Here is a 24,130-nt window from a genome sequence, read left to right as displayed (position 1 = left end):
TAATCATCAATCTCAGAAAAAATTAGAATCATGGATAAAGATATAAGTGTAACACTTAAGGTTTGGCGTCAGAGAGGTCCGAAGGAGAAAGGACAGTTCGAGACATACAAAATTGAGAAGATCAATCAGAGTGTCTCTTTCTTGGAAATGTTGGATATCTTGAACGAGCAGTTGGTCAACGAGGGTAAGGAACCGATCGTATTCGATCACGACTGCCGCGAGGGTATCTGTGGCATGTGTTCATTGTATGTAAACGGACACCCGCACGGACCGGCAACTGGAGCTACGACTTGCCAGTTATATATGCGTCGTTTCCACGATGGAGAGACGATCACGATCGAACCGTGGCGTTCCGCAGGTTTCCCTGTTATCCGCGACTTGATGGTAGACCGCTACGCTTACGACAAAATCATCCAAGCGGGTGGTTTCACATCTGTCAACACAGGTGGTGTACCCGACGCTAATGCGATACCTATCCCAAAGAAGGACGCAGACTTAGCCATGGACGCTGCCGCTTGTATCGGTTGTGGCGCTTGTGCTGCCGCTTGTAAGAATGGTTCCGCTATGTTATTCGTATCCGCTAAGGTTAGCCAGCTGGCTTTGTTGCCTCAAGGTAAAGTCGAGGCTGCTCGCCGTGCCAAAGCTATGGTCGCTAAAATGGATGAGCTTGGCTTCGGTAACTGTACGAACACACGTGCTTGCGAGATGGAATGTCCGAAGAATATCTCCGTTAGCAACATCGCTCGTTTGAACCGCGAGTTCATTTGCGCTAAATTACAAGACTAATATTTGATTAGTATATCATGGAAAAGGCGTCTTTCTCTAAAAGAAAGGCGCCTTTTTGTTTTTGTTATATGTCGTAAAACATAATTTAGCATTATAGCCCTTGACAGGAATTGAAAAGTCCGTATATTTGCATCGTGGTTTTTTCATAATAGTATTAGATTTAAGGTTAACAAAGTTTGGTTAGGGCTTGTCGTGAGACAGGCTTTAATTGTTTATAGACCTACCTTTTAAACATGGACCATAAAATACTGCAAATAGAGATTGTTTAGCGTCATTTTATCGTCGATCTTTGCCTTTAAAGATCATATAGTATATGCTAATAAGTATTTTATTTGGCTTCTTATGTTATTTTCTCCGGGTGTTGATCAAACACAAGGAAAAAATCATGCGCCAGATAAGACAAATGGTAAAACAAAAATAAAATGGACAAAAAACGAACCACCAGTTCTTTCAGGGCAATGAGCACGGAAAGAAAACTCGAGTCGATCTTCCTTTTCGTAACAGGCCGATGCAACGCCAAATGCGCGATGTGTTTCTATGCCCAAGAAATGGATAAGAAGCAACCCGACCTCACTTTCGATGAAATCAAGAAGATATCAGAAACCGCCGGGCAATTCAATCGATTATGGATATCCGGGGGTGAGCCTACCTTGCGTGAGGATCTACCGGAAATATTGGAGTTATTCTACAAAAACAACCATATCAAAGATGTGAACATCCCTACGAACGGCTTAAAACCAGACCGGATCGTCGAATGGGTAAAACGGTTCCGCCAGAACTGCCCGGATTGTAATATTAACGTAAGCCTTTCCTTGGATGGTTTCAGTACGACCCACGATACACAGAGAGGCGTACCGGGAAACTTCTATAAGGCCTTGGAAACCCTGCGTAAGATACAGGAGAATTTCGGAGATGACGGCAAAGTCTTAAAAAATATAGCAACCGTTATCACGAAATACAATATAGACCAGATAGAAGACTTCATGACTTGGGTATACGGACGTTTCCGTACCTCCACGCATACGATTGAGGCTGCCAGAGGCATGACCCGTGACGATGGCGTGAAAATCCTAACCGAGTCAACGCTACGCAAAATACAAGATGACATATCCCCTATCTATTCTGCTTATGCAGATCGGATGGAAGCGGATACCACCGGCTTAAGGAAACCGATCACACGCTTCTTCTATCTCGGCCTTATACGTACCTTATATAATGTGCGTGCCAGCAACATAGATCACCCGACCCCTTGGGGGATGGATTGTACGGCCGGAGAGACTACCTTGGTAATCGACTACGACGGACGTTTTCGTGCCTGCGAGCTACGGGAACCGCTCGGAAATATAAAAGAATATGGTTGCGATATAAGTAAAGTGATGAATAGCGAAGCGATGAAACAGGAAATAGCCGCTATCGGACATGGGTATAAAGCCAACTGTTGGTGTACGCACGGCTGTTGGATCACCTCATCCGTCATTTTCAATCCACGTAAGATGATTCGCTCCGTATATAAAGGATACCGGGAAACGAAACGATTGAATCATCCCCTAGCCATCAATGAGCAGAAACTACAAACGATGGAAGCCAAATACCATCTGGACATCGAGCGTTTGCGTCAACTGAATATCCGGTAAACAAGACCCTCATAGCCCATAAATAAACGTAGCATGAAAATACTATTAGTAACCAGAGGCTCACAAGGCGACGTCCTTCCTTATTTGGCCATAGCGGCCGAATTGGAAAGACGTGGCCATGAGGTGACCATCAATCTCCCTCAAATATTCGAGGAGACCGTTAAACCCTACGGATTTAAATACGTATTGCAGCAGTTTGACGATATCGGCGGCATGATCGATAGCGCAGCGCAAAACTCACATAAATTCCGGCCATTCCTTAAATGGATGAGGAACGTGATCGATAAACAGTTCGATCAATTGATTCCCCTACTAAAAGAGCATGATATTTTAGTATCGACCAACTCGGAATTTGCTGTCGCAAGTATCGCCGAGTATTGCAAGAAGCCCTTGATACGTACCGCCTACGCCCCGTTCTTGCCGGGTAAGAAGATTCCCCCGGCCGTATTGCCATTTCCCAAACCCAACCCGATCATCACCCCTGCCATCCTATGGAAGTTGATGAACCGGATGACCAATTTCATGGTCAAAGACACGATCAACAAGAACCGGGCTAAATACGGACTCGCTCCGATCCGCAATTTTGGCTATCACGCGGGAGAGCGTTCATATAATTACTTGCTTTTCAGCCAGCACCTAGGAAACATAGATCCGGACTGGACGTTCGAATGGTCGATCGGAGGCTATTGCTTCAATGACACTTTTCAATATGATGAGAAGGCTTACGAGGAAATGATATCATTCGTCGACAGCGCTCAAAGCCCTATTATCTTTTTTACCCTCGGGAGTTGTAGTTCCAAGGATGGTAACCGTTTCAGCAAAGCCTTGGTCGATATTTGCAAGAAACATGATTATCGGCTCATCATCGGTTCCGGTTGGGCAAAGACAGGAATCACCTTACAAGCGGATAAACATTTATTCTTAATGAAGCAGCCGGTTCCGCATAATTTGATATTCCCGCACTGCGACGGCGTTATCCATCATGGAGGTTGCGGCACGACCCATAGCGTAGGAAGGGCGGGAAAGCCCCAATTAATCACTCCGTTGATTATCGATCAACCCTATTGGTCCTATCGAATCCACCAATTAGGGTTAGGGCCGGAAGGGGTTAAGATAGCGAAAGCGAGCGAGCAGGAGATCGAACGCAAGGTTTGTGATCTGGTCACCAATCCGCTTTATAAGAAAAATGCCGCTCATATAGGCGAGATGATCCAAAAAGAGGGAGGTATAAAGAATATATGCGACTCTATCGAAAGATTTCAATGAGGCATAAGTTCCTATTAGATTTTATTACATGTTACAAAACACAATTTAGCACTTAAACCATTGACAAATAACAGTAACTCCGTATATTTGCATCGTGGTTTTTTCATAATAGTATTAGATTTAAGGTTAACAAAGTTTGGTTAGGGCTTGTCGTGAGACAGGCTTTAATTGTTTTATAAGGTCTGCTTCCCGCAAAGCCCTTCGATTACATCAGAATAATCCGATGCGTCAATAAAGTTGATATCTTGTCTTTTAAGATCTTCCCATTAATCGGTTTCGCCGTATAGGCATCAAATCCACTATTAATGATCCGTTGCTCATCTTGGGCGAAAGCATAAGCCGTCACCGCAATAATAGGCACGCTAGCAGAAACCTTACGAATCTCTGCGGTAGCCTCGTATCCATCCATGACCGGCATCTTTATATCCATCAAGATCAACTGCGGTTTGTGCTGATGAAATAGCTCCACAGCCTCCTTTCCATTCCATGCATGAATCAATTTATATTCAGGCTTCAATATAGACTCAAACAGGCGATAATTACTGGAATTGTCCTCAGCGATCAAGATCGTAACCTCACTTCGGGCGATCTTCTCCAAAGTAACAGGCTTCTGCTCTTCACTAGGAAATAATTCTTTCTTCGGCTGAAAAGGCAATGTAAACCAGAACTTAGAGCCTTTCCCTTCCATAGAATCAACCCCGATCGTTCCTTTCATCTGGGTAACAATCATCTCACAGATGCTTAAACCCAGTCCTGTTCCTTGAGCGAAAGTATTCAGTTTTACAAAACGTCCGAAAATATCTTTCCGCTTATTCTCCGGGATTCCGCAGCCCGTATCCTCTACATAGAACCACAACGTATTATCATCCTTCAACTTATAGCCAAATAAAATCGATCCTGCCAGCGTAAATTTCATGGCATTGTTCAACAGATTGATCATCAGTTGAGACAGACGATTTCGATCCGTATAAATCACGCAAGGCTCCAGATAATCCTTAAATGAGATCTGTACATCCGGATTCTTATTCTTCAAATGAGCCGATTGCTCCAAATCCCTCAATACAGCGTTAATATCCACATAGTCATAAGTAAACTCCAAGGTACCCGCCTCGATCTTTGACAAATCCAAGATATCGTTTATCAACTGCAACAATAGGGAATTATTATTCTCGATAATATCAGCGAATTCCTTCTTATCCTCAAGGTCATCGGTCGAGGCAAGGATATTAGAGAAACCTACGATCGCATTTAACGGTGTACGTATCTCATGGCTCATATTTGCTAAAAACGCTGATTTCAATTTATTCGACTCTTCCGCCTTATCCCTAGCCATTCGAAGGTCATGTTCCAATTGCTTACGCTCGGTAATAGATATCGTAGAACCGATCAACGCTTTCGGTTTACCGGAAGCATCATATTCGGCCATTACCTGTATCTCCTCCCACTCATGGCGATCTTCTCCCGGAATCAACCGCTCCAGACAATATTCTTTTCGTACTTTCTTTATTTTCCCATTACACAAATCATCGAAAGCCTTTTCCACGCAAGCCCTGAAAGACGGGTGTATCTTGCTGAAATATTCCTTCAACGAAACCTCATGGGTATGTATCTCGGCAGTCTCTATATTATCTTCCGGATGTACTTTCGACTCATAGATAATCTTCCCTTCAGCCAGATTATATCGCCACGGTAAAAGATCTGCCGCCTCTAACGCCATAGCCAGCTTATGATTCATGGCTTTCAAATGCGTCTGGAATTTATGGATATCCGTAATATCAATAAAAAACGCGTCAACTACATTCTCTTCCGAGGTAGGCATGATGATAATCGTATAGTAAAGCCCTGTCGGCTCAAAATAATACTCACAAGTAAAGGATTTCCCACTCTCCAGAACTGTAGGCACAGCCGATAGAAGCAAAGGATAACTTCCCCCAATTAAATTAGCGATCTCTTTTCCATGCTTATTTACCACGAAATCTTTAGGAGCGATTTTTTCCTCGAAAGCATGGTTTACATCCAAAACCTGCACATCGATTTGCGTACCTTCCCGAATCAGCCGCTGCCGTATATAAGGCAATGGCATATTATTAAATAAATCACGGTAACGGGATAATAGCCTCAACTCTACTTCCTTCATCTTTTGCTTAGAACGATACACGTAATGCCACGCTAAAAACACTACTACCAGAAAGAATATCAGAAAGCCTAACAGTTGCATCCAATATTTTTCCAAGAAAGAGGGAGGTGCATTCAAGTAGATCGCATCACGCGGGAAATTATCTTCATTAGATATCGCACTTATCAACGAAGCATAATTCAAATATTTATGAGGATCATTTACCGTCGAAACCGGAATCTTGCCCATATCTTCACCGTTATAAACTTGTTGTAGCAAGGGGATTAGAGCAGTCTCAATCGTTTTAGCGCTATTATAATATCCACCAATCGTATATCCTTCTTCCACGCCCATATCATATAAAGAAAAAACAGGATGCCTAGAAATGCCGTTTATACCTTGATACAAAGTACTATATAATAACGAGTGATTCAAGAAAGGTTTCTCGGTAATCCACGAGTAATACATCACGGCTGTCGCTCGATGCGGATCTTTCTCCGACAGAACCGCCAATAAACTATCCATGGAGCAAGAACCCTCCGTATAAAAATCCACTTTCCCCTCAGGGAAAGAAGTTTCCATATGTTTCTCCATCTCATCCCGAAGCCATGTGGAAACATAACGTCTGTCGGATATGAAAATCAGACGTCTCAAACCCGGGATTAATTCCTTAACCAAGTCGATCGAACCTTTAACATAATAAGGGATAACCAATCCCGTAGCGTTATACCCCTTAACCGCCTCTTGTAAAGGAATCACCCTATCAGAGGAATGCCTCTGATTAAAATAGCATTCATCTTCTGCCATTTCACCCGTTTCCGAACAGACCAGAGTGGGAATATCCCCCCATTTCTCCCGGATCTTATCCCGCATAAAAGCCCATCCATTTACGCCTAAGTAGATAATTCCATCCGGCTTCTTCTTATTAACTTCAAAGAAGGCCTCTTGCTTCTCTTTTAATTTCTCTGGCGTATCAACCAACATCACGCTCATATGATCTATCCGGAGGGTGTACTCCTCCGGGGTAGCGAACTTCGAGATCATGTTTAATAAATTGCCAGACCAGCGTTCGCCATCCACATATGAATTTATTACCAATACATACGATTCATCCTTGACCGGATATGAAAAACTCCCATAAGCCGGAGTCGGCATACCGGCTATCAAGCATAAAATCAATCCAAAATAAAGTATTATTGCCTTTAAATTTATAATATTTCGTATCATTCCCTACATTCCTCTATTGCAGTTGTAAAGACAAAGATATTCCTTAATTATCAACTAATCTTATCAAACTAGTTTTTTTATCAAGTTTTGGTGTCAAATTCACGTTTCTTACAAACTAAAGGCTTTTTTAATCGGGATTATTCGGTTATTTACCGATACTCGTATAGAAATCAGCGGTATTTACTTGTGTATAGAATGACGAACCCGTACATTTGATAAAAAACAAAAAAATGGAACTTATGGATATGAAAGATTATGACATCGATTTTAAAGAGAAGAGGACAAACGGGTATCTGATCGCTACCTTATTTATCATTGTCGGTATATTATTTTTACTGCGGAATCTAGGAATGATAGATCCATCCTTATTTGACTTGCTTGTATCTTGGCCGATGCTGCTTGTCGTGTCGGGCATCTTTACGATTTTCCACCGTAATCCGGTAGGAGGTATGCTCCTCGTAGGCGTGGGAGTCTATTTCCTTTTCCCGCAGTTAAATTGGATCACGAACGATTTTTTACGTGTATATTGGCCGTTAGGATTAATCCTGTTAGGATTGGTCATCATGCTGAAGCGGAAAGATTCTATCCGCACGAAAAAGCATAAACGTCCCTTTAACCATCCCCCTTTCGGGCACAGAAAGCCTAACGATGAGATCAACTACGAGACAGATAACGGTTTCGTATCGGTTGACACCACTTTCAACTCGGTAAGGCACATCGTACTGGACCCCGTATTCAAGGGGGCGGACATAGACGTATCTTTCGGCAACGTGATCCTCGATCTTAAAAAAACAACATTAGAGGCTGATGAAACCATCATAAACATAGATAGCTCCTTCAGCGGCGTAGTAATATATGTCCCTAAAGGATGGCTGGTTCGTCTAAAGGTTGATTCCTTCTTGGCTGGATGCCAAGACATGAGGGACCTGACAGAAACAACCGACATGACGCACACGTTGTATATATGTGGAGACTTGTCGTTCAGCGGCCTTGAACTAAGAGACTAAACTCATCATGCAAGAACATCCTATTACAACATCCATATTACATAAAGGGCTGGGAAGCCTATTATTATTTTTAGCCATAGCGATCCAATGCGCATTATTAACTCTTTATGGCGATCTTCCGTTGAGCATCACTTTGGTCGATAGCTTACTTTCCATCGCATTGTTCGCCGTAGCGGGATATTATCTTTGGTATGTACAATGTACGTTACATATCATGCAAGCACGAGTGGCTTTCGCCGTACTCGTACAAATCGCTTGCATAGCCGGATGCTCGATCTTGCTACAAATATTCGGATTGGAAGATTGGGAGGAATTCTCGATCACGATTCCTTTTCGATTCCTGTTCGGCCTAATGGCATGGATCATTCTATCCCAATGGTATGCCAGCCGGGAAAGAAAGAGTGAGGCGGAGCTTATCGTGAGACAAATGGAGGAAAAGACGGCACCTCCCCCGGCTACCGTTCCGGAGGAGATTCTAGATCGTATATCCGTAAAAGACGGGACACGTATTCATATCATCCCGATAAAAGAGATATTCTATTTGCAAGCATGTGGCGACTATGTGACCTTATTCACCACTTCCGGTCAGCACGTAAAGGAGCAAACCATGAAGTATTTCGAGCGAAGCCTTCCTTCTCCGGAGTTCGTTCGTATACATCGCTCTTATATCGTTAATACGGAACAGATATTGCGAGTAGAACTATTCGGAAAAGAAACCTATCAAGTACGATTAAAGGATGGAACCTATCTTCGTGCCAGTAGCGCTGGCTATAAGCTACTCAAAGAACGTCTTTCCCTTTAGCAGTCCTATAAAAGGGACCTAATCATCGTTAAAATTAGAAGATTTTGATTGTAATATATAGAGTTTTGTGTTGTGTAACACTTTTTGGCAAGCATCGATATGTTACTTAACATATATTAGTTGCAAAAGACTTGACAAATGGTCTTGACGAACGTATCTTTGCATCGTGGTTTTTTCATAATAGTATTAGATTTAAGGTTAACAAAGTTTGGTTAGGGCTTGTCGTGAGACAGGCTTTAATTGTTTATAGGGGTTTGCTTCCCTAGATTTACATATAACTATAAAAAACGGCCACCCCTAAAAAGAGGCGGCCGTAATTATTCTTAATGAAAGAACCTACTCTTTGACAATCCTTGTAACTTCCAAATCAAAGATCAAAGTCGTATAAGGCTTTATTATGACACTTCCCGAAGCACTCCTTCCAGCCGAACCGTATCCCATCTGTTGAGGAATCCAAATCTCCCAACGATCTCCTGGGTGCATATTCTGTAACGCTGTAGCAAAACCATCTACCATCTCAGAAACAGTAAGCTCGGCAGGGGCACCTGCCTCAAACGATTTATCATCAAAAACCGTTCCATCAATAAACGTCCCTTTATAATAACATTCCACCTTGCTCGTATAATAAATCGGCTCCTTACTCTCTCCTGTCTTCAAGACCTTGTAAAGGATAAATCCGGCATTACTTTGAGAACTCAATTGCTCGAAACCCGGAACCAGCATCTGGGCTTGAAAAGCCTCCTCATTCTGGACCTTCCAAACCTCATCCACCTCTAGTGCCTCATCATCATCCCCACAAGAGGTGATCATGAGCACGCAAAACAACATCAACGCAATATGCCAGTACTTCTTCATTCGTTTACTCTATTACCTTTTTCAATAAATTCTTCATGCTCACCTTCTCCGTGATAATATCGTGAAGCTTATCGATGCTTACGCGCTCTTGCTCCATCGTGTCACGGAAACGGATCGTTACGCAATTATCCTTCAAGGTGTCATGGTCTACCGTAATACAATACGGGGTACCGATCGCATCCTGACGACGATAACGCTTACCGATAGAATCCTTCTCGTCGTATTGGCAACGGAAGTCGAAACGCAACATATTTATAATCTCCTCAGCTTTCTCGGGCAGGCCATCTTTCTTCACCAATGGCAATACGGCCAATTTGATCGGAGCCAAGGCTGCGGGCAACTTCAATACCACACGGCTCTCGCCATTCGCCAACGTCTCCTCGCAGTAAGAACCCGCCATGATGCTCAAGAACACACGGTCTACACCGATCGAGGTCTCGATTACATACGGAGTGTAACTCTGGTTCAACTCCGGATCGAAATATTGGATCTTTTTACCGGAAAACTTCTCATGCTGACTCAAGTCGAAGTTCGTACGGCTATGTATACCCTCCACTTCCTTAAATCCGAACGGCATTTCAAACTCGATATCCGTAGCCGCGTTAGCGTAGTGAGCCAATTTCTCATGATCGTGATAGCGATACTTCTCATCGCCCAAACCTAGGGCTTGATGCCATTTCAAACGAGTAGACTTCCATTTCTTAAACCACTCGATCTCCTCACCCGGACGAACGAAGAATTGCATCTCCATTTGCTCGAACTCACGCATACGGAAGATAAACTGGCGAGCCACGATCTCATTACGGAACGCCTTACCGATCTGGGCGATACCGAACGGGATCTTCATACGGCCAGTCTTCTGCACATTCAAGAAGTTCACGAAAATACCTTGGGCCGTCTCCGGACGAAGATAAACCTTCATCGCTCCATCAGCGGTAGAACCCATATCCGTAGAGAACATCAAGTTAAACTGGCGAACCTCCGTCCAGTTACGAGTTCCGGAAATCGGGCAAACGATCTCGCAATCCAAGATCAATTGGCGAAGATCCTCGAAGTTAGACTCGTTCATCGCCTTGCTATAACGCTCATGGATCTCATTCCATTTCGCTTGATGCTCCAATACACGAGGATTCGTCTCACGGAATTTAGCCTCATCGAAAGCGTCACCGAATTTCTTAGCGGCTTTCGCCACTTCCTTATTCATTTTCTCCTCGATCTTGCCCAAATGGTCCTCGATCAAAACGTCCGCGCGGTAACGTTTCTTCGAGTCCTTGTTATCGATCAACGGATCATTAAAAGCGTCAACATGGCCGGAAGCTTTCCAGATAGTAGGGTGCATAAAAATAGCGGAATCAATACCCACCACATTCTCATGCAGCAAAGTCATGCTATCCCACCAATATTTCTTTATATTGTTCTTTAACTCAACACCATACTGGCCATAATCGTATACCGCTCCCAAACCGTCATAAATCTCTGAGGAGGGAAATACGAAACCATACTCCTTACAGTGTGAAACTAATTTCTTAAATACATCTTCTTGTGCCATAATCTAATAATTTGCCAATTTTGTTAATATGCCAATGTGCCAATGATAAGTCCATCGGAGACCCGCCTGAGTGGCACATTAGCACATGGTCTCCTTTATGAGGTTACAAAGTAAATGATTTTTTCCGTAACTATAGAAAGTTTTGTATATTTACGACGTAAATCATTAGTGTTTGCGCAAACAGTATAATTTAAACAAGATAATACCATGAAATCAGAAGAAATCTCACGCCGCTCGTTCCTTAAGCGAGCGCTAGCCTTATCGGCAGTATCGGCCATCCCGTCGTTCTGGACACCCGCCCACGGACGTGTTCTACCTACTTCCCCGCTAATCAGCGCCAATGACCGGGTAAATATAGCGTTCATCGGCATCGGACAACGAGGGGGCGAGATCGCCAAGGAATTGTATAACACAGGTCTGTGTAACGTAGTAGCTCTCTGCGACGTGGACATGGGAGCCCCTCACACGCAAGAGATTATCAACATGTTCCCGAAAGCGGCCCGTTTTCAAGACTTCCGCACGATGTTCGACCGGATGGCGGACAAGATCGATGCCGTAAGCGTAGGCGTGCCGGATCATTCCCACTTCCCGATCACGATCGAGGCGATGGCGCACGGCAAACATGTATATGTAGAGAAACCGATGGCCCGCACATTCCAAGAGATAGAGATCATGATGCGTGGGGCCAAGAAATACGGCGTTGTCACCCAAATGGGTAACCAAGGACATTCCGAGGCGAACTATTTCCAATTCAAGGCATGGAAAGAGGCCGGTATTATCAAGGATGTTACCGCCATTACCGCCCATATGAATAATCCGCGTCGCTGGCACGGATGGAACCCGAATATTAGGCATATGCCTATGGGAGAACCGGTTCCCGAGACGATGGATTGGGACACATGGATCGGCGTAGCTCAATATCATGATTACAACCATGACTACCATTTGGGACAATGGCGTTGTTGGTACGACTTCGGAATGGGTGTCTTAGGAGACTGGGGAGCGCATATTTTGGATACGGCACATGAATTCCTAGATTTAGGATTGCCTACAGAAATAAATCCGCTTTATTTGAAAGACCATAACCCGTTCTTCTTCCCGATGTCATCCACCCTTCTGTTTAAATTCCCGGAAAGAGGGAATATGCCGGCCGTGGATATCACTTGGTACGATGGACTGGACAATATCCCCTCCGTCCCGGAAGGTTACGGTGTTTCCGAGCTCGACCCGAATATCCCGACCGTAGCCGGCGGCAAGATACAACCGGCGAAATTGAACCCGGGCAAGGAAATCTACTCGAAAGAATTAACCTTCAAGGGTGGTTCTCATGGAAGTACCTTATCTATCATCCCGGATGAGAAAGCGAAAGAGATGGAATCCCGCTTACCGGAAGTGCCGAAAAGCCCGTCTAACCATTTTGCGAACTTCCTGCTAAGTTGTATGGGTAAGGAGAAAACCCGCTCACCGTTCTCGATCGCCGGCCCATTAAGTCAGGTATTCTGTCTCGGCGTATTAAGCCAGCGCTTGAACCGCAAGCTCGTCTTCGATCGTGACACGAAACAGATCACGAACGATCCGGAGGCGAATAAGATGCTGTGTGGTTTGCCGCCTCGCAAAGGATGGGAACAATATTATACCATTTAATTGTAAAATGGAGAATTGAAAGTTATTTGTTTATCGCTTTGACTTTCAATTCTCCCATATAATTTACAAGCCCATTTGCTACAATATCTACAACTATCCCTGCAATCATCTGGCCTTAGGATATTTAGTTCATGGTGGTAGATAAAAAACATCTACAATTATCTGGCTCTATCTACCACTATTTACTGCTATTTACCACTTTTCCTTCACCTAACACAACGATCCTCTACACTCACCATATAGCATTATCCAATCTCCTTTCAACATATATAAAATATTAGCATCTAGTCATTTGTAGTTTTTCAGCCTAAAAAACAAAAGTTTTTCCATATGAAAACAAAAGTTTAATAAGCGGAAAACTTTTGTTTCTCTATAGGGAAACTAAAGTTTCCTCAGTATGAAACTTTTGTTACCTCTAAGAGAAACCCACTTTTGCTTTTAATCCCGACGCTACGCTCTGCATTTTTTGTTATATTTATGGCAAATATAGAAAACCATAAGAACTAAAAGAATTTTCAAATTACCGAAGGAAAAGTACAAGGAGTGAGAACAACTACGGAAGGGGTCTTATTGTATAAGGGTATTTCATGAAGACCGGAAATCCGAACGAACAAGGATTGGACGAATAGGCACCCTATACGAAGGAAAAAACATTCGTGATGACATTCCATATCGAATAAAGTCATCACGAACGCCTTCAAATATACTCATAGGACTCCGAGAAACTCGACTGGGAACTAGAAGAAGCCAATTCTTCAGAGACTAATTGAAGCAGATTGCCATTCTGATCATAGGACTTCGTGATCCGACGAAGCTCTATGGATTCTTTTTCTGTCGGAAGGTCGGCATAAACCATGACCTCCATGTTCAATCCGTTCTCATTGCGATACTCGCTATATCGGAGAACCTCGGACGTTTCGGGATCACGAATCGTTTCTTTTGTCAACAACCCTGTCTCATCGTACTCATAGTCCGTATAAGTAAGCTTCCGGCCGAGTTCGTCGTACTCAACTTTCCGTTCCAGAAGATTATTCTTATAAGAAAAGACTGTCACCTTGCTCTTGCCAATAACCGGATATTCAGTAATCTCCTTTATTTTCCGGCCTTGTTCATCATACTTATAATGAAGCGTAGACAAATTATGATACGTCTGATCTAGGTTTCTGTTGAAGTAAACTTCTTTAGACAAAAAACCCCACTCGTCATAAACATATTCAACGTAGCCAATCAAGTATCCTTCTCCATCCTCCGTATTCAATGGATATAATACCTTGGAGATACGTCCCGACTCATCGTACACATATTCCTTCGCTAGACTCAGAGGAGAGGAAATACCCGCACCGTACCAAACTCGTGCCAATTTAGCTCCCTCCGGATAAACAACACTAGGACAAATCACCGGCTTAGCCTCATCTTGAAATGAGTCCTCGCTACACCCCAGAGTGCCCAGCAAGACAAAAAGCAGGATGATCCCACCTATCGGATTGATGATTCTCACAATATCTTATTTATTTAAGTTTCTATAAGTTATAGATGATCAAACAATCTCAAAAGCTGCGTATCTATTAAAAAAAGACACCGAATATTCGTCAGATTCGTATCCTATGAGTGATTTGCCGTTAAAGCTTGAACTTATACCCAACCGTCAGACTCATCGTATTGTAATTGGCACCGACACTTCTTACCTCATACAGAGAGAAATTATCGCCATCGATCTTATAGTTACCGCCCTCATCACCTAGAGAGAGATCATACCCCAGATTCATCACCCAGTTATTCACCTCTATACCAAAAGAAGTTGTCAATCCCCAATCAAAAGAATTCACGTCTCGAAATGGATGATCGGCGTTTTCAGCCTCATCATATCCCGAATGGCCATAACCATAACTATACCCTAGGCCAGTAGATTTGACATATTTACCAAGCGCCTGCGGCTCCTTCGAATACCCCATCGTAAACGAAGATCCCCAATTCGTATCATTCTTGACAGATACACCGGCATACATACCGACCGCTAAATGCATACGTACCTCTTTCGACACTTTCCATGAGAAATCAGCCATCACGGGCAATTGCAAAAAATGTTGCGTGATACCACCGGTCATCATCTCTTTCAAGACATACGTAGCAGACTCCGTCGTTCTCGGATAATCTCCCAACGAATACCCTCTATTCGCATAATATAAACCGGATTTCAATCCAATCCATCCCGGTTCAAACTGGTAAGATACACCAACGCCTACCTTAACCCCCGCACGCCAGCTAGAGCCCATTCCAACACGATTAACCGCAGCAAATCCACCCTCCGGAGTAATCCCCCAGCGTGATTGAGCGCTCACCATCAAGCCACTCAAAGCGCATAACACAAATAAAATCAGCTTCTTCATATCATTATTCTTTTATATGTAAATATCAATTGTTATTGATAAGACAAAAGATTCTGAAAAACCCCTACTCCAACACCTAATTTTATAGTTACCTTATACCTAAAATAGCATATATCAATTTTTTTACTATATTTGTTACTCAATAAATTACATGGTCATGAAAACATTAAATGAAATCATAAGTATTCTCAAAGAATACAAAAAGACTATGTCTTCCCAATATGGTATAAAGCGATTGGGAGTATTTGGTTCCGTTGCCAGAGGAGAACAAACAGAATCAAGCGATTTGGATATCTGTGTCGAGATAGAAACTCCTAATTTCTATATTCTATGTGATATTCAAGAAGATTTGGAAAAATTGACCGGATATAAAATCGATCTACTACGTTTAAGACAAAACTTGAATGAATTGTTAATGAATAATATACGACGCGATGGAATATTTGCTTAACCAAGAAATACTGCAAATCCTTCATAGAGTTCAATCTACAATTGAAACGGTCTTACGCAGAAATAAACCGATCTCTTCCGTAAATGACTATTTGCTGAGTGAGTCCGGCATGGAAAAGCTAGACGCCGCTTGTATGTTAATACAGGCCATCGGTGAAAACCTAAAATCCATTGATAATAAGACCCATGGAACACTATTTTCTAAATACCCACAAATACCTTGGCGAAATATTTTTAGAATGCGCGATTATATCTCTCATCATTATGATGGTGTCGATGCTGAAATCGTTTTTGATGTCATTAAAGATAAACTACCCCCATTATTAGTTACAGTCAGCCAAATTATCAAAGAAATAGAATAGAATTTGCTATATTTACACCCTGTTAGCAATTTGGCGTAATAGCGTTGTGTAGAAAGAACTGGATTTTATGAGACCGGAAGATAAAGAAGACGATTATATCGAGGATAAGGAAAACGAGGAAATTGAGGATATAAATAGTGATACCCAAGATAACGAGACTACGGAGGAAGAGGCGAATACCCATTCCGACTATAAAGTCCCGGGGAAAGGGGATACACGTGTCACGACCTATCATTTGTCTGGGATGTACCAAAACTGGTTCCTAGACTACGCTTCTTATGTGATCTTGGAACGGGCCGTTCCGCATATCAACGATGGACTGAAACCCGTACAACGACGTATCCTGCACTCCATGAGAAGGTTGGATGACGGGCGGTATAACAAGGTTGCGAATATCGTAGGTCATACGATGCAGTTCCACCCTCACGGAGACGCCTCTATCGGAGATGCCTTGGTGCAATTGGGACAAAAGGATCTGTTGATCGATTGCCAAGGAAACTGGGGTAATATCCTGACGGGAGACGGAGCCGCCGCTCCTCGTTATATAGAGGCTCGCCTTTCCAAGTTTGCCTTGGAGACCGTATTCAATCCCAAGACAACCCTTTGGCAGCTTTCTTACGACGGACGTAATAAGGAACCGGTTACCTTACCGGTAAAATTCCCTTTATTGCTGGCACAGGGCGTGGAAGGTATCGCCGTAGGCCTGTCTTCCAAGATACTCCCTCATAATTTCAATGAGTTATTAGATGCTTCCATCGCCTATCTACGGGGAGAGGAATTCGCATTATACCCGGATTTCCAGACAGGAGGCTCTATCGACATAGCCAAATATAATGATGGAGAACGGGGTGGATCGGTGAAAGTCCGTGCAAAAATCGGCAAGCTCGATAATAAGACATTGGTGATCTCGGAGATCCCGTATGGAAAAACAACCTCTACCGTGATCGAGTCCATCCTAAAAGCGAACGATAAAGGAAAGATCAAGATCAAGAAGGTAGACGATAATACCGCCAAGGATGTAGAGATCTTGGTGCATCTCGCTCCGGGGGTCTCTTCAGACAAGACCATCGATGCCTTATACGCCTTTACGGATTGTGAGATCAGTATCTCCCCGAACTGTTGCGTGATCAAGGAGGACAAGCCGCATTTCCTTACGGTCAGCGATGTGCTTCGCCACTCTACGGATCGTACGCTGGAGCTTTTACGGGAAGAGCTCAAGATCCAGAAACAAGAGCAAGAGGAGGCCCTGTTCTTCGCCTCCCTTGAAAAGATATTTATCGAGGAACGTATTTATAAAGACCCGGAATTCGAGAACGCCAAAAACATGGACGAGGCGATATCCCATATCGACCTTCGTTTAGAGCCGTTCAAGCCCCGATTTATCCGTGAGGTTACCCGGGACGATATCCTGAAACTCATGGAGATCAAGATGGGACGTATCTTAAAGTTCAACTCCGACAAGAGTAACGAGTTCATCGCCCAGACCTTGGAACAAATCGCCAAGATCAACGATAAACTGGAACATATCGTCGACTATACCATCGATTGGTTTACCATGCTGAAAGAGAAATACGGCAAGGCTTACCCTCGCCATACCGTGATACGCAATTTCGACACGATCGAGGCGACCAAGGTCGTAGAGGCGAACGAGAAATTGTATATCAACCGTCAAGAAGGTTTCATCGGCATGGGACTGAAAAAGGACGAGTTCATATGTAACTGCTCGGATATAGACGATGTCATCATCTTCTATCGCAACGGTACTTATAAGATCGTCAAGGTAGCGGATAAGATCTTTATCGGTAAGGATATTCTATATGTCAACGTATTTAAGCGTAACGACAACCGGACGATTTACAACGTCATATACCGGGACGGTAAGTTCGGATATAATTACATCAAACGCTTCGCCGTCACAGGCGCTACACGCGATCGGGAATACGACCTGACCAAAGGTACGGAAAACTCCCGTGTCCTTTACTTCAGCGCAAACCCGAACGGAGAGGCGGAGACCGTCAAGGTAATCCTGAAACCCAAACCCCGGCAGAAACTACTCGTCTTCGAAAAGAACTTCAGCGAGATAGCCATTAAGGGACGGGGTTCTCAAGGTAATATCCTGACGAAAGCGGAAGTGCACAAGATCAGCCTCAAGCAGAAAGGCTCTTCCACCTTGGGAGGCCGGGAAGTATGGTTCGACTGGGACGTACTCCGGTTAAATTACGATGGGCGAGGAGAAGAGCTAGGCGAGTTCCATAGCAACGATCAGATATTGGTGATCCTGCCGAACGGCGATTTCTACGTCACGAATTTTGACCTTAGCAATCACTACGAGTCCAATATCATGGTCATCGAGAAATACCAGCCGAGCAAGATATGGACTGCCGTATTATACGATGCGGATCAGAAATATTATTATATCAAACGATTCCTGCTGGAGGTAAACACCCGGAAGCAGAATTTCCTAGGAGAGAATCCGAAGAACCGCTTGATGTTGCTTACGGATGAGGTCTATCCTCGTATCGAGGTGATTTTCGGAGGCCATGACGCCTTCCGGGAGGCTCTCGTCCTCGATGCCGACGAATTTATCGCGGTGAAAGGCTTCAAAGCCAAAGGTAAACGAATCTCTACATTTGAGGTCGAGACAATCAATGAGCTGGAACCGAATCGCTTCGTCCCTTCCGAAAACGCATCGGAATCAGACGATACCGAAGGCAATGAGGAGGGAAACGACACTGACGACGGGCAGAGTACCACGGATATTATCGATGAAATTACGGGACAGATGAAATTGTTTGACGAATAACCTATGAAAGCTATCACCTGTTTGATTGGTTTGTTCCTGCTGTTTCTCGCGTCACCGGCCAAGGCCCAGTCCGATGGAGACGAGATCCCTTGGTCTATCAACAGCGGAACCATGGTCGGTATAGGAAGCTACAACCTAATGGACACCTATTTATCTCCCAGCATGGAAGATAAGAAATATACAGGCCCCGGATTACGGGTAATGAATGAACGGATGAAGAGGGTCCGGCTGGCAAACTATCGGGTATCCAGACAGCAAACCATAAGCGTCGATCTGGCTAGCACGGATAATGCTGCCTCTACCGCTACGGATTTCGCGGGCTTTATCGATTATACGTTGGGTTACCATTATCATTTGCCCACGGTATTGCCGGATTTAAAGCTTCTGGCGGGTGGTGCCGTGCATGGCATGGGTGGTTTTATATACAATACCCGCAACGGAAATAACCCGGCCTCGGCGAAAGCGGATATCGATTTGAACATCTCCGCCATGGCGATCTATAAGTTACGCGTCAAGGAATATCCTATGACGCTGCGCTACCAGTTCACGATCCCCTTCGCCGGTGTTTTATTCTCCCCCCATTACGGGCAATCGTATTACGAGATCTTCAACCTAGGGAATGCTTCGGGAGTGGTGCAATTCAATTCCTTCCATAATAAATTCGCCATGAAGAACTTTTTCACGGTCGATTTCCCGGTTTGTAATTTTACGATACGGGCAGGTTACCTAAACAGCTCTTACCGTACGGATGTCAATGGGATACAGTCTCATATAATCTCTCACTCTTTTATGATCGGCCTCGTGAAAGAATTCATCTCTTTCGGAGGAAAACGCCTAAAGAATACCCAGCGGTTCAGAAGCGCTTATTATTAAAAGGAAATCAAATGAAACGATACCTTATATATATATGTATATCTCTCGGATTCCTGTTTACCGGATGTGAGAAATCGGACGAATACGTGGCCTCCCCACAGGAGAACTTTGAGGCGCTTTGGAAAATATTGGATGAGAATTACTGCTTTTTCGAATACAAGGACATTGATTGGAACGAGGTTCACGACCGTTATAAGACACAGATAAGCGATACGATGAACCAATACGTCCTATTTGACGTATTAGGCGATATGCTAAACGAGCTGAAAGACGGGCATACCAATTTGATATCCACCTTCAATATGTCCCGCTATTGGGATTGGTACCTCGATTATCCGGATAATTTCGACTCAGACATACAAGAGAATTATCTCGGAAGGAACTACTCGATCGCCGGAGGACTTAAATACACGACATTGAGTGACGGTCAGATCGGGTATATTTACTACGGTAGCTTTTCCAGTTCGGCCGGTGAAAGCGGCTTGGATCACATATTCTATCAATTCAAGGATTGCAAAGGTTTGATCTTCGATATCCGGGATAATGGCGGTGGCATGTTATCAAACGCCGATCGCATCGCTTCTCGTTTCTTGGAGGAAAAGATACTGACCGGCTATATCCAACATAAGACGGGTAAAGGGCACGATGACTTTTCCGAACCTTATCCCCTTTATCTCTCACCTTCCGAGCGTATCCGCTGGTTACGTCCTGTCGTGGTCTTAACGAATCGTCATTGCTACAGCGCCGCCAACGATTTCGTGCAGAAAGTACGCATGATGCCTTATGTAACGACGATGGGAGATCGCACCGGAGGCGGTAGTGGTTTCCCCTTCAACTCCGAGTTGCCCAACGGCTGGGGTGTCCGTTTCTCCGCGTCTCCCATGCTGGATGTAAACAAACAGCATACGGAATTCGGTATCGATCCTACATATAAGATTTCTATGACCCAAGAAGATATCGAGAAAGGTAAAGATACGATTATCGAGGCGGCGATCACCCACCTCTTGTCCGAGACCGAGAAGAAATAAGGTTTCGCTAAAAAAACAACGCAAATATTTGCAAGTTTATAAAAAAGCATTACCTTTGCACACGATTCCAATGCGGCTGTGGTGTAATTGGTAGCCACGTCAGACTTAGGATCTGATGCTTCACGGCGTGGGGGTTCGAGTCCCTTCAGCCGCACAAATCCAGAAATCCTTGTAAGTTCGCTTACAAGGATTTTTTAGTATGGATAAACCTCCTCCATATATACAAGCACTGTGCAGATCAAGGATTACAAACAACATCCAAATTGTTAATTTTAGAAGATTTTGCGCATATTCTGTATAGTTTCAAATTCAAAAACATTTTTTACACCGGACTGGCATGTTGTTTAACACAAGTTATACTCAAAACCCTTGACAAAGGGGCTTTACAAGCTTATCTTTGCATTGTGGTTTTTTCATAATAGTATTAGATTTAAGGTTAACAAAGTTTGGTTAGGGCTTGTCGTGAGACAGGCTTTAATTATTTATAGGGGTTTCATTCGTTTATAGATGCTTCCCGGCATCGATTTTATCTTTCCATCCAATTCCAACTCAAAGAGCAGAGAAGATAATTGATGTACCGGAAGATTCAAGGCTACGGACAATTCATTGATATGAGATTCCTTTTGCGTCTCCAAGAACGACAAGATCCGTTCGCTCTCCTCGTTCTCCGGAAACAATAATTGGGTTTGGACCGGTAACGCGTCTGTCTTTTGAGCGACATCCCAACGCATCGCCATGATTAAATCGTCAGCGCAAGTGATCAAGCCTCCTTTATTCTGCCGGATTAAGCTATTACATCCCTTAGAGTTGATATCCGTTACCCGGCCCGGAAAGGCATAGACATCCCGGCCATACGAGAAAGCGATATCCGCCGTGATCAAAGAGCCTCCTTTCTCCGCTGATTCAATAACGATCGTGGCATCCGCCAGACCGGCTACGATCCGGTTTCGCCGGATAAAGTTCTGCCGATCCGGATTCGTCCCGCTAGGAAAGTCGGTCAACAAACCTCCCCGATCCAACATTTCGATCGCCGTAGAGCGATGCACGGGAGGATAGATACGATCCAAACCATGCGCCAATACGCCCACCGTGGGCAATTGGTTCTTCAACGCATTCCGATGGGCACAAATATCGATGCCATAAGCGAGTCCGCTAACGACCAATAGATCCGGGAAACTCACGGACAAATCCCGCAATAAACGCTCGGTCACTTCCTGCCCATAAGCGGAGGCCCTACGAGTACCCACAACGCTGATGATATGGGCGGCGTTTAAATCCGCGTTCCCCTTGAAATAAAATAAAACCGGAGCGTCCGGGCATTCCCGCAGACGTTCCGGATAATTTATATCTTTCAAGAAATAGATAGAGATACCGTTCTTTTGGGCAAAAGCCAATTCTTTCTCTGCCCGTAAGAGCACATCCGCCCGCTTAATCTCGGTGATAATCGAATCGCCGATACCCGGTATCTTCTCTAGCGACTGGCGCTTTTCCGTAAACACGGCCTCCGCATCTCCCAACGCTTCCAGAAGATGGCGGGCTAGGATATCTCCCACCCCATTAATCATAGTAAGGCCAATTTGGTAAATCTGTTTGTCTGTCATTTATGCTTGTTTTGATTCTATTCGCTCTAGCATCTCATCGAAATATTCCCCTCTGGTTAATTTGCCATTCTCTACGACAACGGATTCCACGACTCCTTTAGTAGCCAGCGCCCCATCGGATTCCCGGTAAATATCTTGCTCGAACACCAGTTTCACCCCTTTCTTATATACATTCAGGCAAGAAGTATACCGATCGCCGCTCCGCAAGGAGTTCTTGAACTGGATATCCACACGGGCCACAAAAGCATCGATGCCCTTCTCATGCATGGCGCCGAAGTTCTCACCCAACGACTCCAGAAACTCATGCCGGGTATGCTCCATATAATGTTGGTAATTGGAGTTATTCACCACGCCTTGCAAATCGCACTCATAATCGCGAACCTTGTCTGTCAGTTTAAAAATATATTCCTTCATTATCGTAGTTCTTTTTCGATTTGTACTTTCTCCATTTTATAAAGACGATCGGACGGGCGGATCTTCTCGGACATCTTTATCGAGAAGCGTTCCCCTTTCACGGTCTCCTCCACCGGTTTCAGGTCTACCCGGATCTCATCGACGGTCTGCATAACGGCTCCGGTCGTGGGCCCCGTTACCAAGATCTCATCGCCTACTCTCAAGGAACCGGACTCCATCTCAAACTCGGCGACACCGATTCCGCTGAAGTATTTGATACCCCGTGCCACGTACACTTTCTTACGGGTAGCACCGGAGCCATATTTACTGCTCCATTCACCCAATCGTTGTCCTAGATAGTAGCCATCCCAGAAACCGCGATTAAAGACCCTGCGCAGACGCTCGTCCCAAACCGCTACCTTCTCCTCATCGAAGGTACCTTCGCAATAGGCCTTGACCGCCTCTTTATAACATTCGGTCACGAGACGCACATACTCCGGCCCGCGGGCACGCCCCTCCAGCTTGAACACACGTACGCCGGCATCCATCATCTTATTCATGAAATGAATCGTCTTCAAGTCTTTCGGCGACATGATATACTGATTCTCCACATCCAGCTCGATCTGGCTATCCTTGTCATGCACCGTATAGGCACGACGACAAATTTGCATGCAAGCCCCCCGGTTGGCGGAAGCGTTCATCTCATGCAAACTCAAATAGCATTTACCGGACACGGCCATGCACAAAGCCCCGTGAGCGAACATCTCTATGCGGATCAATTCCCCTTTCGGGCCTTTGATCTGCTGCTTCACGATCTCCTGATAAATCTCATACACCTGCTTTAAGTTCAATTCGCGAGCCAATACGACCACATCGGCGAAGCGGGCATAAAACTTCAACGCCTCCACGTTCGAGATATTCAACTGCGTGGATAAGTGCACCTCTTGCCCGATGCTATTCGCATAATTCATAGCGGCCACATCGGCGGCGATAATGGCGGAGACACCCGCATCCTTAGCGGCGTCTATGATCTCCCTCATCAACGGAAGATCCTCACCATAAATAACCGTATTAACCGTGAGATAACTCTTGATACCATGTTCCCCGCAAATAGCGACGATCTTGCGCAAATCCTCCGTCGTGAAATTATTCGACGAGCGAGAACGCATATTCAATCCTTCGATACCGAAATAAATGGAGTCGGCCCCTCCTTGTATAGCAGCCATCAACGATTCATAGGAACCGACAGGCGCCATTATTTCAAAATCCTTCTCTTTCAAGGTTATATATTTTAATATTACGGTAGCAAACTTACATAAAAAACTCGATTTTTATGCAAGTCAAATA

General features: G+C 44.3%; 19 protein-coding genes and 1 tRNA gene. 12 read left to right on the top strand and 8 right to left on the bottom strand.

The window, feature by feature from the left end:
- The first annotated feature begins 30 nt into the window (after positions 1-30).
- The 3 genes from DWX33_RS16800 to DWX33_RS16790 all read left to right on the top strand — a co-directional run bounded on the left by DWX33_RS16800 (position 31) and on the right by DWX33_RS16790 (position 3,686).
- A complete protein-coding gene (locus DWX33_RS16800) occupies positions 31-786 on the top strand; it encodes a succinate dehydrogenase/fumarate reductase iron-sulfur subunit (RefSeq protein WP_005859980.1) in 756 nt (251 codons plus the stop codon).
- 422 nt (positions 787-1,208) lie between these two features.
- The gene (locus tag DWX33_RS16795) at positions 1,209-2,420 is read left to right on the top strand and encodes a radical SAM protein (protein ID WP_122380717.1); all 1,212 of its coding nucleotides are present in this window, start codon (positions 1,209-1,211) and stop codon (positions 2,418-2,420) included.
- Between the two features lie 33 nt (positions 2,421-2,453).
- Positions 2,454-3,686, top strand: coding sequence for a glycosyltransferase (locus DWX33_RS16790; protein ID WP_122380716.1), 1,233 nt, complete (start codon positions 2,454-2,456; stop codon positions 3,684-3,686).
- Positions 3,687-3,891: 205 nt separating this feature from the next.
- Here DWX33_RS16790 and DWX33_RS16785 read toward each other — a convergent pair whose 3' ends face one another.
- Positions 3,892-7,029: an ATP-binding protein gene (locus DWX33_RS16785; protein WP_122380715.1), complete on the bottom strand. Its 3,138-nt coding sequence runs from the start codon at positions 7,027-7,029 to the stop codon at positions 3,892-3,894.
- Between the two features lie 239 nt (positions 7,030-7,268).
- Between DWX33_RS16785 and DWX33_RS16780 the strand changes: the two genes are divergently transcribed.
- Positions 7,269-8,036: a LiaI-LiaF-like domain-containing protein gene (locus DWX33_RS16780; RefSeq protein ID WP_034531861.1), complete on the top strand. Its 768-nt coding sequence runs from the start codon at positions 7,269-7,271 to the stop codon at positions 8,034-8,036.
- A 7-nt stretch (positions 8,037-8,043) separates the two neighbouring features.
- Positions 8,044-8,838 carry a LytTR family DNA-binding domain-containing protein gene (locus DWX33_RS16775; RefSeq protein WP_087344704.1) on the top strand — a complete coding sequence of 265 codons (795 nt, stop codon included), beginning with the start codon at positions 8,044-8,046 and terminating at the stop codon, positions 8,836-8,838.
- A 336-nt stretch (positions 8,839-9,174) separates the two neighbouring features.
- On the opposite strand, the gene DWX33_RS16770 is transcribed toward DWX33_RS16775, so the two are convergent.
- Positions 9,175-9,693 carry an FKBP-type peptidyl-prolyl cis-trans isomerase gene (locus DWX33_RS16770; protein ID WP_005859990.1) on the bottom strand — a complete coding sequence of 173 codons (519 nt, stop codon included), beginning with the start codon at positions 9,691-9,693 and terminating at the stop codon, positions 9,175-9,177.
- A 4-nt stretch (positions 9,694-9,697) separates the two neighbouring features.
- Complete coding sequence (locus DWX33_RS16765) at positions 9,698-11,242, bottom strand: glycine--tRNA ligase (RefSeq protein WP_057326092.1); 1,545 nt, start codon at positions 11,240-11,242, stop codon at positions 9,698-9,700.
- Between the two features lie 207 nt (positions 11,243-11,449).
- Between DWX33_RS16765 and DWX33_RS16760 the strand changes: the two genes are divergently transcribed.
- Complete coding sequence (locus DWX33_RS16760; RefSeq protein WP_122115123.1) at positions 11,450-12,886, top strand: Gfo/Idh/MocA family oxidoreductase; 1,437 nt, start codon at positions 11,450-11,452, stop codon at positions 12,884-12,886.
- A 697-nt stretch (positions 12,887-13,583) separates the two neighbouring features.
- On the opposite strand, the gene DWX33_RS22930 is transcribed toward DWX33_RS16760, so the two are convergent.
- Both DWX33_RS22930 and DWX33_RS16750 read right to left on the bottom strand, forming a co-directional pair.
- Positions 13,584-14,384: a hypothetical protein gene (locus tag DWX33_RS22930; protein WP_233570201.1), complete on the bottom strand. Its 801-nt coding sequence runs from the start codon at positions 14,382-14,384 to the stop codon at positions 13,584-13,586.
- Positions 14,385-14,505: 121 nt separating this feature from the next.
- Entirely contained in the window at positions 14,506-15,273 is a 768-nt protein-coding gene (locus DWX33_RS16750; protein WP_005859999.1) for a porin family protein, read from the bottom strand.
- 157 nt (positions 15,274-15,430) lie between these two features.
- On the opposite strand from DWX33_RS16750, the gene DWX33_RS16745 reads away from it, so the two are divergent.
- The 6 genes from DWX33_RS16745 (at position 15,431) to DWX33_RS16720 (ending at position 20,943) form a co-directional block, all read left to right on the top strand.
- A complete protein-coding gene (locus tag DWX33_RS16745; protein WP_048927214.1) occupies positions 15,431-15,724 on the top strand; it encodes a nucleotidyltransferase family protein in 294 nt (97 codons plus the stop codon).
- The gene (locus DWX33_RS16740) at positions 15,708-16,085 is read left to right on the top strand and encodes a DUF86 domain-containing protein (RefSeq protein ID WP_122380714.1); all 378 of its coding nucleotides are present in this window, start codon (positions 15,708-15,710) and stop codon (positions 16,083-16,085) included. Before DWX33_RS16745 ends, DWX33_RS16740 begins: the two co-directional genes overlap by 17 nt.
- Positions 16,086-16,152: 67 nt before the next feature.
- Positions 16,153-18,888: a DNA gyrase/topoisomerase IV subunit A gene (locus tag DWX33_RS16735; protein ID WP_009016618.1), complete on the top strand. Its 2,736-nt coding sequence runs from the start codon at positions 16,153-16,155 to the stop codon at positions 18,886-18,888.
- A 3-nt stretch (positions 18,889-18,891) separates the two neighbouring features.
- Entirely contained in the window at positions 18,892-19,761 is an 870-nt protein-coding gene (locus DWX33_RS16730) for a DUF3316 domain-containing protein (RefSeq protein ID WP_122380713.1), read from the top strand.
- Between the two features lie 11 nt (positions 19,762-19,772).
- Positions 19,773-20,789 carry a S41 family peptidase gene (locus DWX33_RS16725; RefSeq protein WP_122144081.1) on the top strand — a complete coding sequence of 339 codons (1,017 nt, stop codon included), beginning with the start codon at positions 19,773-19,775 and terminating at the stop codon, positions 20,787-20,789.
- Positions 20,790-20,861: 72 nt separating this feature from the next.
- Positions 20,862-20,943: transfer RNA gene (locus DWX33_RS16720), tRNA-Leu, on the top strand.
- Between the two features lie 328 nt (positions 20,944-21,271).
- Here the strand turns inward: DWX33_RS16720 and dprA are convergent.
- Genes dprA through DWX33_RS16705 form a run of 3 tightly spaced genes read right to left on the bottom strand, consistent with a single transcriptional unit; the run spans position 21,272 to position 24,063 of the window.
- Positions 21,272-22,390, bottom strand: coding sequence for a DNA-processing protein DprA (dprA, locus tag DWX33_RS16715; protein ID WP_122380712.1), 1,119 nt, complete (start codon positions 22,388-22,390; stop codon positions 21,272-21,274).
- Entirely contained in the window at positions 22,391-22,804 is a 414-nt protein-coding gene (locus tag DWX33_RS16710; RefSeq protein WP_122380711.1) for a thioesterase family protein, read from the bottom strand.
- Positions 22,804-24,063 (bottom strand): peptidase U32 family protein, encoded by a 1,260-nt coding sequence (locus DWX33_RS16705; RefSeq protein WP_122380710.1) that lies wholly within the window; start codon positions 24,061-24,063, stop codon positions 22,804-22,806. The genes DWX33_RS16710 and DWX33_RS16705 overlap by 1 nt, the downstream gene beginning before the upstream one ends.
- Positions 24,064-24,130 lie beyond the last annotated feature (67 nt).

Source organism: Parabacteroides sp. AF19-14, from assembly GCF_003635485.1.
Taxonomy (GTDB): Bacteria; Bacteroidota; Bacteroidia; order Bacteroidales; family Tannerellaceae; genus Parabacteroides; species Parabacteroides distasonis.
This window is presented reverse-complemented; position numbering and strand designations above follow the sequence as displayed.